The sequence below is a fragment of the Lacunisphaera limnophila genome (genome assembly GCF_001746835.1).
GTDB lineage: Bacteria > Verrucomicrobiota > Verrucomicrobiia > Opitutales > Opitutaceae > Lacunisphaera > Lacunisphaera limnophila.
This window is the reverse complement of sequence record NZ_CP016094.1, coordinates 3,124,180-3,140,087: the sequence shown is the minus strand read 5'-3', so window position 1 is coordinate 3,140,087 and position 15,908 is coordinate 3,124,180. Positions and strand designations below refer to the sequence as shown.

General features: G+C 64.4%; 11 protein-coding genes. 4 read left to right on the top strand and 7 right to left on the bottom strand.

The annotated features are described in order from the left end of the window. Window positions 1-28 precede the first annotated feature (28 nt). Genes Verru16B_RS13170 through gcvT form a run of 4 tightly spaced genes read right to left on the bottom strand, consistent with a single transcriptional unit; the run spans window position 29 to window position 5,821 of the window. Window positions 29-3,172, bottom strand: a complete 3,144-nt coding sequence (locus Verru16B_RS13170) for an efflux RND transporter permease subunit (protein ID WP_069962712.1) — start codon at window positions 3,170-3,172, stop codon at window positions 29-31. A 3-nt stretch (window positions 3,173-3,175) separates the two neighbouring features. Further along, entirely contained in the window at window positions 3,176-4,285 is a 1,110-nt protein-coding gene (locus Verru16B_RS13165) for an efflux RND transporter periplasmic adaptor subunit (protein WP_083270336.1), read from the bottom strand. Window positions 4,286-4,330: 45 nt separating this feature from the next. Continuing rightward, window positions 4,331-4,714, bottom strand: a complete 384-nt coding sequence (gene gcvH, locus Verru16B_RS13160; protein ID WP_069962710.1) for a glycine cleavage system protein GcvH — start codon at window positions 4,712-4,714, stop codon at window positions 4,331-4,333. Between the two features lie 9 nt (window positions 4,715-4,723). Continuing rightward, window positions 4,724-5,821: a glycine cleavage system aminomethyltransferase GcvT gene (gcvT, locus tag Verru16B_RS13155; protein WP_069962709.1), complete on the bottom strand. Its 1,098-nt coding sequence runs from the start codon at window positions 5,819-5,821 to the stop codon at window positions 4,724-4,726. Window positions 5,822-5,946: 125 nt separating this feature from the next. Between gcvT and lgt the strand changes: the two genes are divergently transcribed. Next, window positions 5,947-6,765 carry a prolipoprotein diacylglyceryl transferase gene (lgt, locus tag Verru16B_RS13150; RefSeq protein WP_069962708.1) on the top strand — a complete coding sequence of 273 codons (819 nt, stop codon included), beginning with the start codon at window positions 5,947-5,949 and terminating at the stop codon, window positions 6,763-6,765. On the opposite strand, the gene Verru16B_RS13145 is transcribed toward lgt, so the two are convergent. Continuing rightward, complete coding sequence (locus Verru16B_RS13145) at window positions 6,748-8,031, bottom strand: glucose-1-phosphate adenylyltransferase (RefSeq protein WP_069962707.1); 1,284 nt, start codon at window positions 8,029-8,031, stop codon at window positions 6,748-6,750. The genes lgt and Verru16B_RS13145 overlap by 18 nt on opposite strands. 70 nt (window positions 8,032-8,101) lie before the next feature. Here Verru16B_RS13145 and glmS point away from each other — a divergent pair, with 70 nt between their 5' ends. The 3 genes from glmS (at window position 8,102) to Verru16B_RS13130 (ending at window position 12,623) form a co-directional block, all read left to right on the top strand. After that, complete coding sequence (gene glmS / locus Verru16B_RS13140; RefSeq protein WP_069962706.1) at window positions 8,102-9,952, top strand: glutamine--fructose-6-phosphate transaminase (isomerizing); 1,851 nt, start codon at window positions 8,102-8,104, stop codon at window positions 9,950-9,952. A 3-nt stretch (window positions 9,953-9,955) separates the two neighbouring features. Beyond that, the gene (trpE, locus tag Verru16B_RS13135) at window positions 9,956-11,395 is read left to right on the top strand and encodes an anthranilate synthase component I (RefSeq protein ID WP_069962705.1); all 1,440 of its coding nucleotides are present in this window, start codon (window positions 9,956-9,958) and stop codon (window positions 11,393-11,395) included. 136 nt (window positions 11,396-11,531) lie between these two features. Then, window positions 11,532-12,623: a sigma-70 family RNA polymerase sigma factor gene (locus tag Verru16B_RS13130; protein ID WP_179947399.1), complete on the top strand. Its 1,092-nt coding sequence runs from the start codon at window positions 11,532-11,534 to the stop codon at window positions 12,621-12,623. A 132-nt stretch (window positions 12,624-12,755) separates the two neighbouring features. Here Verru16B_RS13130 and Verru16B_RS13125 read toward each other — a convergent pair whose 3' ends face one another. Beyond that, the gene (locus Verru16B_RS13125; protein WP_069962704.1) at window positions 12,756-13,958 is read right to left on the bottom strand and encodes a glycoside hydrolase family 27 protein; all 1,203 of its coding nucleotides are present in this window, start codon (window positions 13,956-13,958) and stop codon (window positions 12,756-12,758) included. 220 nt (window positions 13,959-14,178) lie between these two features. Beyond that, window positions 14,179-15,852, bottom strand: a complete 1,674-nt coding sequence (locus Verru16B_RS13120; protein WP_179947398.1) for a 30S ribosomal protein S1 — start codon at window positions 15,850-15,852, stop codon at window positions 14,179-14,181. Window positions 15,853-15,908: the final 56 nt, after the last annotated feature.

The following is a 15,908-nucleotide window of genomic DNA, read 5'->3' as shown; positions in this document are numbered from 1 at the left end:
AATCCACCCGGCGGCACAATCGCAATCCTCAGTGCGCCGTGGCCGGCAGGCTTTCGGTCTCGCGTTCGATCTCCGCCGCCTTCTTCAGGCCATGAGCGCTGGAGTGGCCGGTGAAACGGACGCAAAGCCGGTCCATCAGCACGTAGACGATCGGGATCACATAGAGCGTGATAAGGGTGGAGAGCGTCAGGCCGCCTACGACGACGATGCCCATCGGGTTGCGCGTCTCCGCCCCCGCGCCCGAGGCGAAGGCGATGGGCACGGCCCCGAGCACCGTGGAGATGGAGGTCATCAGGATCGGACGGAAACGGATCGTCGCCGCCTCGAAGGCGGCGGTCATGGCGTCCTCGCCCTTCTCCACCTGCAGCTGGTTCGCGAACTCCACGATGAGGATGCCGTTCTTGGCCACCAGCCCGATCAGCATGATCAGCCCGAAACGGGAGAAGAGGTTGTCCGTCATCGCCACGCCCCAATAACGCGTGGCGTAGAGCACCAGGAGGCCGCCGGCCACGGCGATGAACACACCGGTGAAGATCGTGACCGGATGGATCCACGACTCGAACTGGGCCGCCAGGATCAGGAAGGTGAACAGCAGGGCGAGGCCGAAGAGGATCAGGGTGTCGTTGCCGCTCTCGACAAATTCCCGGGTCTCGCCGTCCCAGGCATAGGTGTAGCCCGCCGGCAGCGTCGTCTCGCTGAGGCTGTTCAGGAAGGCGACGCCATCACCGATGGTGCGCCCCTCGCTCATCTGCGCCGACACCGTGACCGACCGCAGCCGGTTGAAGTGCGGGTAGCTCTCCGGCACCGTGTTCTCGGACCAGCTGACCACATTGCTCAGCTGCACCAGCACGCCGTCGGTGGAGCGCACATACAGGCGCGACAGGTCGCTGGGCGTGGCCCGGTTTTCGTCGGTCACCTGCACAATGGCGTAATACTGCTGGTTGCCGCGCTGGAACTCGGTCACGCGGCGGCCGCCGAGCAGGGATTCGAGCGTGGAGGCGATCGCGCTGATCGGCACCTTGAGATCGGCGGCCTTGGCCCGGTCGATCTTCACGTCGAGCTGCGGCTTGGTGGGTGAGGGATCCACCCGCGGTTGGATGAACTGGCCGCTCTCGCGCATCGCCTTCAGGTATTCCCCGCCCAGCCGCTGCAACTCGTCGAAATCACTGCCCAGCAGCACGAGTTGCACGCCGCCGGCGCCGCCCCGGGGGCCGCCACCGAACGGGCGCACGGGATTGGCCACCGCCTGGCCGCCGGTGACCTCCCTTTGGAAATTGCGCCGGAGCTCCGCAACGATCTCCTGCGTCTTGCGCTCCCGTTCCTCCCACGGCTTGAGCGTGGCGAAGACAAAGGCCCGGCCGCCGTCGCCCGTACGGTGGAAGGTGCGGTCGATTTCGGGGATCTTCAGGATCATCTGCTCCATGTCCACGGAGTAGAGCCGCAGGTATTCGGGCGTCGCCCCGATGGGCGCGATCAGGTTGGCGGTGAAGATGCCGCGATCCTCAAGCGGCGTGAGCTCCCGCTGGAGCTGGGTATAAAGCGCCATGCCGCCGGCCGTGAAAAGCAGCGCGCCCAGCAGCACCAGCGGCTGGACCCGGAAAGCCCCGCGCAGAGTCCGCTCGAACAGGCCGTTGAGCCGGACAAAGAAAGGTTCGGTCTTCTGGTAGAACCAACCGTGCTGCGCCTGGCCGTCCACGATCTTGGGCCGCAACACCCGCGAGCACAGCATCGGGGTCAGAGTCAGGGCCACGAAGGCCGACACCAGGACCGACACGGCGAGCGTGATGCCGAACTCGAAGAACAGCCGCCCGGTCTGGCCGGATTGGAAGGCCACCGGCAGAAACACCGCCGCCAGCGTGAGGGTGGTGGCGATCACCGCGAAGGCCACCTGCCGCGCGCCGAAGATGGCCGCATGGATGGGGCCCTCCCCTTCCTCGATGCGCCGGTAGATGTTCTCGAGCATCACGATGGCATCGTCGACCACGAGGCCCACCGCCAAGACCAGCGCGAGGAGCGTGAGCGTGTTGATCGTGAAACCCATCCAGCTCATCACGGCAAACGAGCCGATGATCGACACCGGGATGGCGACCAGCGGCACCATGGTCGCGCGCCAGTCGCGGAGAAAGAGGAAGATCATCAGCACGACGAGCACCGACGCCTCCCAGAGCGTCTTGTAGACCTCGCGCACGGAGCGGTCGACGAACACGGAGCTGTCAAAACCGATGTCCACGTTGATGCCGTCCGGCAGGTCGGCCTTGATCAGCGGGATCATTTTTTTAACCCCGGCGGCGACATCCAGCACGTTGGCTTGGGCCTGCCGGAGGACCTGGACGCCCACCGTGGGCCGACCCTTGAAATAGGCCTCGGAACGGTACTCCTCCGCCCCCAGCTCCACCCGGCCGACATCGCTGAACTTGACCTGATAGTTGCCCCGGGTCGCGAGCACCAGGTTTTCAAATTCCGCGACCTGGGTCATGCGCCCTTCGATGCGGACCGGAAACTCGCGTGAACTGGACTCGATGCGGCCACCGGGAATCTCGACGTTTTGCTGGCGGAGGGCGTTCTCCACGTCGCCCACCGTGAGCTGGTGCGCGGCCAGGCGGTCGCTGTCCACCCACAGGCGCATGGCGTAGCGCGGCCCGCGCACGCCCACCGTGCCGACGCCCGGGATGGTCTGCAGGCGTTGGATCGCGATGCGCTCGACCAGCTCGACCAGCTCCAACCGGCTGTAGCGTTCGGAATTGAAGGCGAGCGTGATCACCGGCGAGGAATCCGCATCGGCCTTGGTGATGACCGGCTCATTGATTTCGTCGGGCAACCGGCCGCGGGCGCGGCTGACGCGGTCACGCACATCGTTGGCCGCCTCGTCCACACTGCGACTCAGGCCGAACTCGACCGTGATGCGGGACGACTCCTCCTGGGAGCTGGAGCGGATGACGCGGATGCCGTCGATGGAGGCGATTTCCTTTTCCAACGGCTCGGTAATCTTGGCCTCGACCACCTCGGCGGAGGCCCCGCGATAACTGGTCTCGACCGAGACCACCGGCGAGTCGATCAGGGGGTACTCGCGGACCGGCAGCTTGGCGAAGCTGAGCAGACCGATGAGCACGACGAGGATCGAGGCCACGAGGGCCACCACCGGTCGGCGGATGGAGACATCGGAAAGGATCATGGCTCAGTTGCCGATGCGAAACTCGGGGCGCAGGGGGCGGGGCTCGAGCTTCACCCCGGGATAGAGCACCAGGGCGCCGACGCCCGAGGCCACGATCTGGTGCTGCTCGGTGAGCGCGCCGGGTTTGAGCGGCGCAACCTCGACCAGGCCGGTTTCCCGCAAGCCCAGCTGCACGCCGACAAAATCGGCGACCTTCCCGCCGTCCTTGTCCTGCACGACTACCACCTGCGGCCCGGCTGGCGTGGTGAGGATGGCCCCTTCGGGCACGGCCAGCACCCCGCCGCGCACCTGCAGCACGATGTCGATGTTGGCAAACATGCCGGGCTTGAGCCCGCTCGTCTCGGTGGCCAGATACCCCTTCACCTGGCTGGAGCGCGTGGTGCGGTCGATCACGGAGGAGATGAAATAAACCTCGCCGGCGGTGCGGATTTCGCCCGCCGGGGTCTGCGCCCTCATGGTGAAAGCCGAGCCGGGCCGGATGCGATCGGTGAACCGCTCGGGAACCTGGAAATCAACCTTCAGCCGCGTGAGGTCGTCGATGGTCGTGATGGGGGTGGACCCGGTGGCGTAATCGCCGGGTGAAACCGTGCGGGCGCCGGCGATGCCATCGAAAGGCGCCTTGATTTCCATCTTGGCGAGGCGCACCCGCAGCAGCTGCAGCTCCGCCTCGGCTGAGGCATGGTCCGAGCGCATGCGGTCGGCCTCGGCCTGCGACATCGAGCGGGCCTGCGTGAGGTCCTCGCTGCGTTTCAGGTTGAGTTCGGCGAGATGAAACCGCGCCTCGGCCTGCGCGAGTTGGGCCCGGAGCTCGGCATCATCAATGCGCAACAGCACCTGGCCCCGCGTCACGCGCTGGCCTTCGTCAAAGAGCACATCGCGCACCTGGCCGGAAATCTCCGCGCGGATCTGGGCCGTCTCGTTCGGCGCGAGTGAACCGACGAGGGAAAGGGATTCCACCATGTCGCGCCGCGCCACTTGCACAACTTCGACCGGCTGGCGCTGGCCGCCGGTGGCCGGACCGCCCGCGGCGGCCGTTTTTTTAGCGCAGCCGGTGAAGAGCAACCCCGGCAGCAGCAAGACAGGCAACCAAGCGGGGCGAAAGGGGGTAGGCATACGGCCTCCCACACTTGTCAGGAACCACCCCGGCGCAAGAGACAATCAGCCGATCACCTTCGCGTAATCCGCGGCGTTGAGCAGGGATTCCGCGGCGGCCGGATCAATCAGCTTGAGCTTGAGCATCCAGCCCCCGGCATAGGGGGCGCTGTTGACCTGCTCGGGATTCGCCTCGAGCGCCTGGTTCACCTCCAGCACGGTGCCAGCCACCGGGGCGTAAACATCCGAGGCGGCCTTGACGGATTCCACGACCCCGAAGGTCTCGCCGGCCTTGAGCGCAGTGCCCACCTTCGGGAGCTGGACGAAGGTGATATCACCGAGGCTGTTCTGCGCATAATCGGTGATGCCCACGAGGGCGGTACCGTCGGCGGAAAGCTTCAGCCATTCGTGGGACTTGGCGTATTTCAGATCGGAAGGGAGGTTGCTCATGGAAGTGGTCTAGTGCTTCTTTAGTGGGACGAACGGCGGCTTGACCAGATGCAAATTCAGTTTCGTGCCACGGATATCGACCATCAGCAGGTCCTGGGCCGCGGCCGCGTCGATCAGCGCGGATCCGATCGCTTCGTTAAGAATGGGTGACAGCGTGCCCGAGACCACCTGCCCCACCTCGTTGCCGGCCGCGTTCAGCACCGGACTGCCCGCCCGCACGATGCGGCGATCGCCCGTGCGGAAGAAAACGATCTTCTTGGCCAGGCCCTTGGCCTTCTCCGCCTGCAGCGCCGCGGAACCGATGAACGGGCCCTTGTCGAACTTCACCACCCAACCCAGTCCGGCCACGAGCGGATTGATGTTCTCGGTGATCTCATGCCCGTAAAGCGGGAATCCCGCCTCCAGACGGAGGGAGTCACGCGCCCCCAGCGCCGTTAGCTCGAGACCGTGCGGCAGCCCGGCCGCCAGCACGGCCTCGGTCAGCCGTTCCACGTCACCGGCCGCACAATAAAGTTCGACGCCGTCTTCCCCGGTGTAACCGGTGCGGCTGATGATGCATTTCACGCCGGCCACCTCGCCATCGGCAAAATGGTAATACTTGATGCCGCTCAGGTCGCTGCTGGTGAGCGCCTGGACGATCGCCACGGCCTTCGGGCCCTGGATGGCGATCTGCCCATAGTCGGCCGAGCGGTCGGTCACGGTACAGGCGAAGCCCTTCACCTGCTCCTGCATCCACGCGATGTCCTTCGCGATGTTGCCGGCATTGATGCAGAGAAAATAGTCGTCCGGCCCGCGCATATAGACGAGCAGGTCGTCGACCACCCCGCCATGCGGGTAACACATCACGGTGTAGAGGACCCGGCCGGGAAACAGCTTGCTGCAATCGTTGCTCACGAGGTGCTGCAGGAACTTGAGCGCCTCGGGCCCCTTGACCTCGGCCTCGCCCATGTGGCTCACGTCGAAGAGGCCGGCGCGTTGGCGCACCGCCTTGTGCTCCTCGAGGATGCTCCGGTATTGCACCGGCATGTCCCAGCCGGCGAAGTCCACCATGCGTCCGCCTTGCCGGCGGTGAAAGGCGTTGAGGGGGGTCGTTTGCAGCACGCTCATGGGATGAAGAAGCCAGTCCGCCGTGCCGGTCGCAAGGCAACAGTGCTCCGCTGGTCCGCAAGTAGCCGGGTTACCCGACTTGAAAGAGATTGTGTTCACCCGCCGGCCTCCTCTGCTCTGGTGGCATGCTTGGCTGGCCCGTGATCGCCCAGTGGGTTCATACCCCCCACCCGTTTCTCATTCGCTTCGGCGAAGGCTTCGGCCTTCGTTACTACGGCCTCGCGTACCTCCTGGGCTTCGTCGCCGCCGCGTGGCTGCTCCATCGCTATGAGCGCGCGGGCCGCTCCCCCTTCGCGCTCCCGGCCATCAGCGACCTGATGACGTATTTGATCGCCGGCGTGCTGCTCGGCGGCCGGCTGGGGTACTTTTTGCTCTACCAACCCGGCACCTTGCTGACGGAGCCACTCGCCTTCTTCCGTGTCTGGGAAGGCGGCATGGCCAGCCACGGGGGGTTTCTGGGGGTGGTCGTGGCCCTGATCCTCTTTGCCCGGCGATCCCAGACCTCTTTTTTCCTCCTCAGCGACCTGATCGTCAGCACCGGGGCCCTCGGACTGGGTCTCGGCCGGTTGGCCAATTACCTGAACGGCGAGCTCTGGGGCAAAGCGACGGACGTACCCTGGGCGGTGATTTTCTTGCAGACCGGCGGGGGCAATGTGCCGCGGCATCCCTCTCAGCTGTATGAGGCCGCCTTGGAGGGTTTCCTGTTGTTTGCCTACCTGCAGTGGCGTTTCTGGCGGAGCCCCGCAGTACGCACGCAACCGGGCCGTCTCACCGGCGAGTTCCTGCTGGCCTACGCCCTCGCCCGCGTCGTCTGCGAGGCCTTCCGCGAACCCGATGCCGGGCTCATCCTCGGCCTGAGCCGCGGCATGTTCTATTCGCTCTTCATGGCCGTCAGCGGGCTGGCGATCATCGCCACCCGCGGTCGGTCACAGGGTAAAACCTGAGGGGATCACCGCGCCCTTGCAGACGCAGAGGATGCCATCGCGGATCACCACCCCGTGCGGGTAGTCGCCGTCGGGCTTGCCGTCGGGTGAAAGCGTGACGCCGTCGCCGATGCGGGCGTTCTTGTCGATGATGGCCCGCTTGATGCGGCAATTGCGACCCACGCCGATCGGCGGGCGGCCCCGGGCCTTGTCGGACTCGACCTCCAGTTTGGTCTGGTAGTAGTCCGAACCCATCATAACCACATCCTCGAGATCGGAATTTTCCCCGAGGACGGAACGGATGCCAATGACACTGTGCTTGAGCGTGGAATCCGTGACCAGGCAGCCGTCGCCGATGACCACATGGTCGATGGAGCAGCGGTTGATCTTGGACGCCGGCAGGTAACGGGCATGCGTGTAGATCGGCGCGCTCCGGTCGAAGAAATTAAAGGGCGGCAGCGGTTGCGCCAGCGCAAGATTCGCCTCGAAGAAGGCGCGGACGGTGCCGATGTCCTCCCAATAGCCCTCGAAGATGTAGCTGTAGAGTTTCTGCTGACCCAGCAGGGCCGGAATGACCTCCTTGCCGAAATCCTTCATGTCGTTCGCCAGCGCGCGCTTCAGGACGTCGCGGCTGAAAACATAGATGCCCATGGAGGCCAGGCAGCGCTTTTCGGGACAGGGCTCCAGCTTCGCTTCCAGCGCCGGGCTGACCGTGAGACTGTTGATGACGGCCGGATCCTTGGGCTTCTCGACGAACTCGGAAATGGAAAGGTCGTCGTTCACCCGCATGAGGCCCAGGCCCTCGACCTTGGAGACCGGGAACGGGATCGCCGCGATGGTGACATCCGCCCCGGTGGCCACGTGCTGGTCGATGATCTGGCGAAAATCCATCCGGTACAACTGGTCGCCCGAGAGGATCAAAATCAGGTCGTGCGCGTGGGCGTCGAAATGCTCCAGGTTGCGGCGCACCGCGTCGGCCGTACCCTCATACCACGAGGTGCTCAGGTTCGTCTGCTCGGCGGAGAGCAGGTCGATGAAGCCCGCGCCAAACGGGTCGAAATGAAAGCTCTTGTTGATGTGTCGGTGCAGCGACGCCGTCAGAAACTGCGTGAGCAGGAAGATCCGGTTGTAGCCCGAGTTGAGGCAGTTGCTGATCGGGATGTCCACCAGTCGGTACTTGCCCGCGAGGGGCACCGCCGGCTTGCACCGTTCCTTCGTCAGGGGAAAGAGCCGCGTGCCGCGACCGCCGCCCATGATCACTGATAAGACTCGTTTGGATTCCGCCATAAATTGGGGTGTTCTAATTCCTTGCGGTATCATTTGAAGGTCCCCAAAAATCTCCAGCCAAAACCAACTTATGTGCGGAATCGTCGGCTACATCGGCAGGCAAAAAGCCTCCACCATCATCCTTGAGGGCCTCAAGCGCCTCGAATATCGCGGCTATGATTCCGCTGGCATCGCCATCCAGAATGACGGCCGTTTCGACCTCGCCAAAAAGGCCGGCCGGGTCGAGGGCCTGATCAAGGCCACCCCCGCCCAGAAACTCGCCGGCACCACCGGCATCGGCCACACCCGCTGGGCCACCCACGGCGGCGTCACCGACGCCAACGCCCACCCCCATATCAGCAGCGACCAGAAGATCGCCCTGATCCACAACGGCGTCATCGAGAACTACGCCAGCATCAAGAAATTCCTCGTGACGAAGGGCTACACCTTCCAGTCCGAAACCGACACCGAGGTGCTCTGCAACCTCATCGCCTACCACTACCAGAAGGAACCCGCCACCAGCGAAGGCAGCCGCTTCCTCGAGTCCGTCCGCAAGACCCTGCGGCACGTCCAGGGCACCTACGGCATCGCCGTGATGTGCGGCGACTGCCCGGCCGAGATCGTGGCCGCGCGCAAGGGCTCCCCCCTGATCCTCGGCGTGGGCGACGGCGAGTACATGCTGGCGAGCGATGTGTCCGCCATCATCAGCCGCACGCAGAATGTCGTCTACCTTAAAGACGGCGAGGTGGTCCACCTGACCGCGAAAAGTTTTTCCATCAGCACCCTCGACGCCGAGGACGTGTCCCCGGTCATCGACAAGATCACCTGGAACATCGCTGATGCCGAACTCGGCACCTACACCCATTTCATGGAGAAGGAGATTTTCGAGCAGCCGGCCGCCCTCGAAAACACCATGCGCGGACGCTTCTCGGAGGACGGCAGCACCGCCCAGTTCGGCGGCCTCAACATCTCCGCCGTGGACCTGCGCCAGGTCGACCGGATTCATTTCCTCGCCTGCGGCAGCGCCTGGCATTCCTGCCTCGTCACCGAGCACCTCATCGAGCACTTCGCCCGTGTGCCCGTGGAGGTCGACTACGCCTCCGAGTTCCGGTACCGGAACATGCCCCTCGGCAATAACACCCTCTTCTTCACCGTCAGCCAGTCGGGCGAGACGATCGACACCCTGGCCGCCCTCCGCGAGGCCAAGCGCAAGGGCTACAAGGTCCTCGCCGTCAGCAATGTCGTCGGCTCGACCATCGCCCGCGAGGCGGATGGCGGCGTCTACCAGCACGTCGGCCCTGAGATCGGCGTCGCCTCGACCAAGGCCTTCACCTCGCAGATCCTGCTGGGGGCGATGCTCGGCCTCTACCTTGGCCGCATGCGCGACATGAGCTTCAGCGACGGCGTCGAGATCGTGAAGGCCCTGAAGGGTGCACCCGACCTCGTGCGCCGGACCCTCGAACAGGCCCCCCACATCAAGGCCATCGCACAGCGCTACGCCCATTTCCACGACTTCCTCTTCCTCGGTCGCCTTTCCCTCTTCCCTGTCGCCCTCGAGGGCGCGCTGAAGCTCAAGGAAATCTCCTACATCCACGCCGAAGGCTACCCCGCGGCCGAGATGAAGCACGGCCCCATCGCCCTCATCAGCGAGAAATGCCCGTCCGTGTTCTTCGTCTCCTCCGGCGAGATGTTTCACAAGGTCATCTCCTCCATGCAGGAGATCAAGGCGCGCAAAGGCCCGATCATCGCCATCGCCACTGAGGCCTGCGAACTGCCCGAAGGGCTGGCCGACGAGGTGATCCGCATCCCCGAGTGCCACGAGGCGGTGCTGCCCGTGGTGGCGACTGTGCCGGTCCAGCTTTTGAGCTATTACATCGCCGACGCGCTGAAACGGGATGTCGACAAGCCCCGCAATCTGGCCAAGTCGGTGACCGTCGAATAGCCCATGCAAGTCACCCCCACCCGCGCCGCCTTCCTCGAACTCAGCCGCCAGGGCAACGTCATCCCGGTCTGCACCGACCTGCTGGCCGACCTCGAGACCCCGGTCTCGGCCTTTGCAAAGCTCCGCGGCACCGGCCCGGCCTTCCTGCTCGAATCCGTGGAGGGTGGGGAAAACGTTTCCCGTTTCAGCTTCATCGGCTGCAACCCGCGCCAGATCATCACCGCGCGCCCCGGCGACGCCGATCCCCTGAAACTGCTCGAGTCCGAACTCGCCGGCTACAAGCCGGTCGAGATCCCTGGCCTCCCCCCCTTCACCGGCGGCGCCGTAGGCTACCTGGGGTATGAATTCATCCACAGCGTGGAGCCGTCCGTCCCGCTGGCCGCCCGCGATGAACTCGGCGTACCGGCCATGTGGTTCATGTTTTGCGACTCGGTCGTGGCCTTTGACCGGGCCCACCAGACCATGCGGCTCATCGTCAACGCCCACGTGGGCGCTGACTCGGGCGCTGCGTATGATGCCGCCTGCACGGAACTGCTGCGCCTGCAGGCCGCGCTGGGCCGGCCCTCCCCCCTCGCCCCCGCCACCCTCGGGATGACCGGCCCGGTGCAGGTCCCGCCGGGCAATTTCACGCAGGCTGCTTTTGAGAAAATGGTGGATGACTCCAAGGAGTTCATCCGGGCCGGCGACATTTTCCAGATCGTGCTCTCCCAGCGCTTCAGCCGCGCGTTTACGAAGACCCCGCTCGATCTCTACCGCGCCCTGCGCACGGTCAACCCGTCGCCCTACATGTTCCTGCTCGACACCGGCGACTTCGCCCTCGTCGGGGCCTCCCCCGAGGTCCATGTGCGTCTGACCGGCCGCAAAGTCGAGATCCGTCCCATCGCCGGCACCCGTCCCCGCGGCAAGTCCACGGCCGAGGACGTCGCCCTCGAAAAGGAACTGCTCGCCGACGAAAAGGAAAAGGCCGAGCACCTGATGCTGGTCGACCTGGCCCGTAACGACATCGGCCGCGTCTGCGCTTACGGCACGGTCAAAGTGCCCGAATTCATGACCATCGAGCGCTACTCGCATGTCATGCACATTGTGTCCCAGGTAGAGGGACAACTAGCGCCAGAACGATCCGCTTTTGACCTCATGCGTGCCACCTTTCCCGCCGGCACGGTCAGCGGCGCCCCAAAAATTCGCGCCATGCAACTTATTGCTGAAAAAGAGGGAACCCAGCGCGGCAGCTACGCCGGCGCCTTGGGCTATTTCAGCTACGATGGCAATCTTGACTCCTGCATAACTCTCAGGACAGCATTGGTTAAGGATGGTCAGGTGCACATCCAGGCCGGGGCCGGGGTGGTGGCCGATTCGGTCCCAGCCGCGGAGTATCAGGAGACCATCAACAAGGCCTCCGCCCTCTTCAAGGCCATCGCCTTGGCGGATCGGTTGTCGAGTTAAGGCATCTGCCGGGCACCATCCCGCGTAGTCTGTGTCAGATGAGGGGCTGGGAATTAAATCCCGGCCTCAGGCATCTTAAATGCAAGGAACAGCAGAGTAACCACTCACCTGTCCCACTCGTCACCACCCTTTCATCATGCCCACTCGCAAAAAGACTACCCAATCCACGCGGGAATCAGTCCCGACCTCTGCGAACCGCCCGATCACCCCTGCCCTCTCCATTCCGTCTGCTGACGAGGGCCTGACCGTCCGCCCCGAGATCACCCCCGCCGCCCCGGCCTCCCAGTTTGATGTCGCCTCGCCTGTCGACCGGCGCGATGAGCGGTCCAATCTCCAGCTTTACCTGAACGAGATCCGTCTGACGCCCCTCCTCACCGTGCAGGAGGAGATCAAGCTGGCCGCCCGCATCAAGAAGGGCGACAAGGCCGCCCGCGACCACATGATCAAGGCCAACCTGCGCCTCGTCGTGAAGATTGCCTACGACTACAACCAGATGGGCCTCCCGCTCATGGACCTCATCAGCGAGGGCAACCTCGGCCTGATCAAGGCCGTCGAGCGCTTCGACCCCGCCAAGGGCGGCAAGCTCTCCACCTATGCTGCTTGGTGGATCAAGCAGTCCATGAAGCGCGCCCTGGCCAACCAGTCCAAGACGATCCGCCTGCCTGTCCATCTCGTCGACAAGATCTCCCGCATGCGGAAGATGATCGCGAAGCTTACCGACGAACTCGGCCGCGAGCCGGAGAATGAGGAGATCGCGGCGGAATTGCAGATCCCGACCGCCAAGGTCGCCCTGCTGAAGACCGTCAGCGTCCGCCCCGCCTCCCTCGACGCCCCCGTCGGCGAAGACGATGGTTCGGCCACGCTCGGAGACCTCGTGGGCGATGATGCCGCCGTCAGCCCTTACGAGGGTCTGGGCGACAAGAATCTCCGCGAGGATCTCAGCGCCATGGTCAACTCCCTCGACCCCCGCGAAGCCAGCATCATCAAGCTGCGCTTCGGCTTGGACGGCGAGAAGGAGCTGACCCTCGAGGAGGTCGGCAAGAAATTCAAGGTCACCCGCGAACGCATCCGCCAGCTCGAGTACCTCGCCCTGGCCAAGATCCGCCGGCAGATGCAGAGCCACAACCGCATCCGCACCGCGGATGAGGTCGAGGAAGAGCGCTTCGCCGGGGAACGCGCCGATGCCATCCGCGGTCTCGTCGCCCGCCAGACCGAGCCCGTCAATTAACCGAGACGTCCGCCCAAACAAAACGCGCAACCCTCCAGTTGCGCGTTTTTTAATGCCCGAAATCCACGGGCGCGCCGGCGTCGCGCCAGTTCCAGCCTGCAGGGTCGTTGTTTGCGGCGACCTTGCCCGCGGTCACTTCTTGATCGGTTTCACCCGCAAGTAGGCGACGTCGTGGGCCGCGAGCTGCTTCTTGAAGGGCTGGGCCGTTGTGCCGACGTCCTGCTTGTCCCAGATGTCACGCACGGTGCACTCGCCACCGAGGAACCAGAAGCCGTGGCTGAAATCGATCTCCAACTCGGCGGTCTCGTCGCCGCTGTTCAGCAGGGCGATCGCCCACTCGCCGCCAGCCAGCTCGCGCACCCAGATCTCGCGGCCGGGCTCGCGGCGGAAACGCCAGCCCTGCTTGCCGAGGGGATCCTGGTTGATGGCCAGAGCCTCCTTGTCGGTCAGCAGCGCTGTGATCTCGGGCGACATCTTGCGCACATCGTTGCCAGCCATGAGCGGGGCGGCGAGGATGCCCCAGAGGCTGAAATGGGCGCGGGACTCGGCGAAGGTCAGGCCGGCGTTGCCGACCTCCAGCATGTCCGGATCGTTCCAGTGGCCCGGGCCGGCGAATTTGCCGATGCCGTTGTTCTGGCCGTCGGCCGGCTGGACCTGCGAGTGCTGCAGATCGAGGATGACCTTCCAGCCGTTCTCCCAGCGCTGGATGCAATCGTAACAGTCGGTGATGTCGCCGGTGGTGCGCCAAAGGTGGCCGACGTCCTTCGCCCATTCCCAGGGCTTGCTGCCGCCCCACTCGCAAATGCTGAAGACGATCGGGCGCTTGGCGGCCCACAGCGCATCGCGCATGCGGGTGTAGGCGTCCTTGGGGTTCGCGTCGCCTGCCGTGCACCAGTCGTATTTCAGGTAGTCCACGCCCCACTCGGCGTATTTGAGGGCGTCCTGAAATTCATGACCCCAGCCGCCCGGATAACCCGCGCAGGTCTTGCGCCCCGCGCAGTTGTAGATGCCGAACTTGAACCCGCGCGCGTGCAGCCAGTCGCCCAAGGCCTTCATGCCGCTGGGGAACTTGACCGGGTGCGCCTGCAGGTTGCCCTGTGCGTCGCGCTCCATCGCCGACCAGGTGTCGTCGAGCACGATGTAGACGTAGCCCGCGTCCCGCATGCCGTTTTTGATCATGGCCTCGGCGGTCTCCTTGATCATGAACTCGTCGATGTTGCTCGCGAAGGTGTTCCAGGTGTTCCAGCCCATCGGGGGCGTGAGCACGAGGCCCTCGAATTTCTGGGCAAACGCGGACGTGACGAGACACAGGCACAGGACAATCAGCTTTCTCATGGGGATCGGGGTTAGGGGAAATCCGTCCCTAGACCACCCGCGCGACTGTCGAAGTTCAAGCTCGTCCACCGCCTCGGCCTTAGAACGCTTGTCTGACAGTTAAGGTTGTTTCCGGCGCACGCGGCCCGGAGTCGGTCCAGTCAAAGACCGGCCCTACCCCCCAAAAAAAAGGCGCCCCGCTTGCGCGGGACGCCTTGGAAGTCTGGAGACTCGACCGGCCTTATTCCTTCTTGGCGGCCTCGTCGAAGATGTCGCCGAGGTTCGTCATGTCGGAGGCGCCGGAGCTCTTGGAGAACTGCTCGTAGGTCGCAGTTTCCTGCGCGAGCTGCTCCGCCGAGTAGTTGGCGGCCTTGATCGAGAGGCCGATGCGGCGCGCCTCACGGTCGATCTTGATGACGCGGGCGGACACCTGCTGCTCGGGCTTGAGCACGTCCTTCACCTTGTCCACGCGATCTTCCTGGATCTGCGAGATGTGGACGAGGCCGTCGATGCCGTCCTTGAGCTCCACGAAGGCGCCGAAGGTGGTCACCTTGGAGATGACACCCTGGACGACGTCGCCGATGCGGAAGAACGAGTCGATGTCGGTCCACGGGTCGGTGGCGAGCTGCTTCATGCCGAGGCTGATGCGCTGCTGGCCGGCGTCCACGTCGAGCACGATCGCGTCCACTTCGTCGCCCTTCTTGAGCATCTCGGACGGGTGGTTGATCTTGCGGGTCCAGGACATGTCGGAGACGTGCACCATGCCGTCGATGCCTTCCTCGAGTTCGACGAAGGCGCCGTAGGTGGTCATGTTGCGCACCTTGCCGCGGACGCGGGCGCCCACCGGGTAGTTGTGGCGCACCATATCCCACGGGTTCGGCTCCAGCTGGCGGAGACCGAGCGAGATCTTCTGCTCATCCTTCTGGATGCCGAGGACGACCGCATCGAGCTCCTGGCCGACCTTGAGCAGCTCGGAGGGCTTGTTGATGCGCTTGGTCCAGGACATCTCGGTGATGTGCACGAGGCCCTCGACACCGGGCTCGAGCTCGATGAAGGCGCCGTACGGCACGAGATTGACGACCTTGCCGTGGATCTTGGAACCGACCGGGAACTTGTGGTCGATGTTGTCCCACGGGTTGTTCTTGGTCTGCTTGAGGCCGAGCGACACGCGCTCTTTCTCGCGGTTGATGTCGATGATCATCACCTCGATCTCCTCGCCCTGCTTCAGCAGCTCGGACGGGTGGCCGATGCGGCCCCAGCTCATGTCGGTGATGTGCAGCAGGCCGTCCATGCCGTCGAGGTCGATGAACGCGCCGAAGTCGGTGATGTTCTTGACCACGCCCTTGCGGACCTGGCCCGGCTGGAGCTTCTCGAGCAGGTCGCGGCGCTTGGAGACGCGCTGTTCCTCGATGAGCTCGCGGCGGGAGAGCACGATGTTCTTCCGCTCGTGATTGATTTTGAGAACCTTGAAATCGTAGGTCTGGCCGACGTACTGGTCGAGGTTCTTGGGGGGCTGGATGTCGATGTGCGAGGCCGGGAGGAAGGAGTCGACGCCGATCGAGACGATCAGGCCGCCCTTCACCTTGGTCTTCACGCGGCCGGGGACGATGGCGCCCTCCTGGCACTTCGAGAGGATGTTTTCCCAGTTCTTCTTCTGCTGCGCCTGCTCGTAGGAGAGGATGGGGTTGCCCTCCTTGTCCTCGAGCTTCTCGAGGATGACCTCGATGGTGGAGCCGATCTGGAGTTCACCGAGATCGGAGAACTCGTTGGCGGGGATGACGCCTTCCGCTTTGCCGCCGATGTCGACGACGACTTCATTGGCGCGGATTTCAGTGATGACGCCCGAGACGATGCTACCGGCCTTCAGTTTGTCGAAGGTGCTCTGGGCGAGCAGTTCTTGCATTAGCGAACTCATGATGACGATGTTCGGAAAGTCGGCCGCGTGCTCCGGCACGTCCGGCAATCCGGGGT

Excerpts from the sequence above, each read along its gene's own strand:
- Verru16B_RS13130 (WP_179947399.1), top strand. The coding sequence starts at position 11,532 with ATGCCCACTCGCAAAAAGACTACCCAATCCACGCGGGAATCAGTCCCG.
- gcvH (WP_069962710.1), bottom strand. The coding sequence starts at position 4,714 with ATGAGCAACCTCCCTTCCGATCTGAAATACGCCAAGTCCCACGAATGG.
- Verru16B_RS13170 (WP_069962712.1), bottom strand. The coding sequence starts at position 3,172 with ATGATCCTTTCCGATGTCTCCATCCGCCGACCGGTGGTGGCCCTCGTG.
- trpE (WP_069962705.1), top strand. The coding sequence starts at position 9,956 with ATGCAAGTCACCCCCACCCGCGCCGCCTTCCTCGAACTCAGCCGCCAG.
- gcvT (WP_069962709.1), bottom strand. The coding sequence starts at position 5,821 with ATGAGCGTGCTGCAAACGACCCCCCTCAACGCCTTTCACCGCCGGCAA.
- lgt (WP_069962708.1), top strand. The coding sequence starts at position 5,947 with ATGCTTGGCTGGCCCGTGATCGCCCAGTGGGTTCATACCCCCCACCCG.
- Verru16B_RS13145 (WP_069962707.1), bottom strand. The coding sequence starts at position 8,031 with ATGGCGGAATCCAAACGAGTCTTATCAGTGATCATGGGCGGCGGTCGC.
- Verru16B_RS13125 (WP_069962704.1), bottom strand. The coding sequence starts at position 13,958 with ATGAGAAAGCTGATTGTCCTGTGCCTGTGTCTCGTCACGTCCGCGTTT.
- glmS (WP_069962706.1), top strand. The coding sequence starts at position 8,102 with ATGTGCGGAATCGTCGGCTACATCGGCAGGCAAAAAGCCTCCACCATC.
- Verru16B_RS13165 (WP_083270336.1), bottom strand. The coding sequence starts at position 4,285 with ATGCCTACCCCCTTTCGCCCCGCTTGGTTGCCTGTCTTGCTGCTGCCG.
- Verru16B_RS13120 (WP_179947398.1), bottom strand. The coding sequence starts at position 15,852 with ATGAGTTCGCTAATGCAAGAACTGCTCGCCCAGAGCACCTTCGACAAA.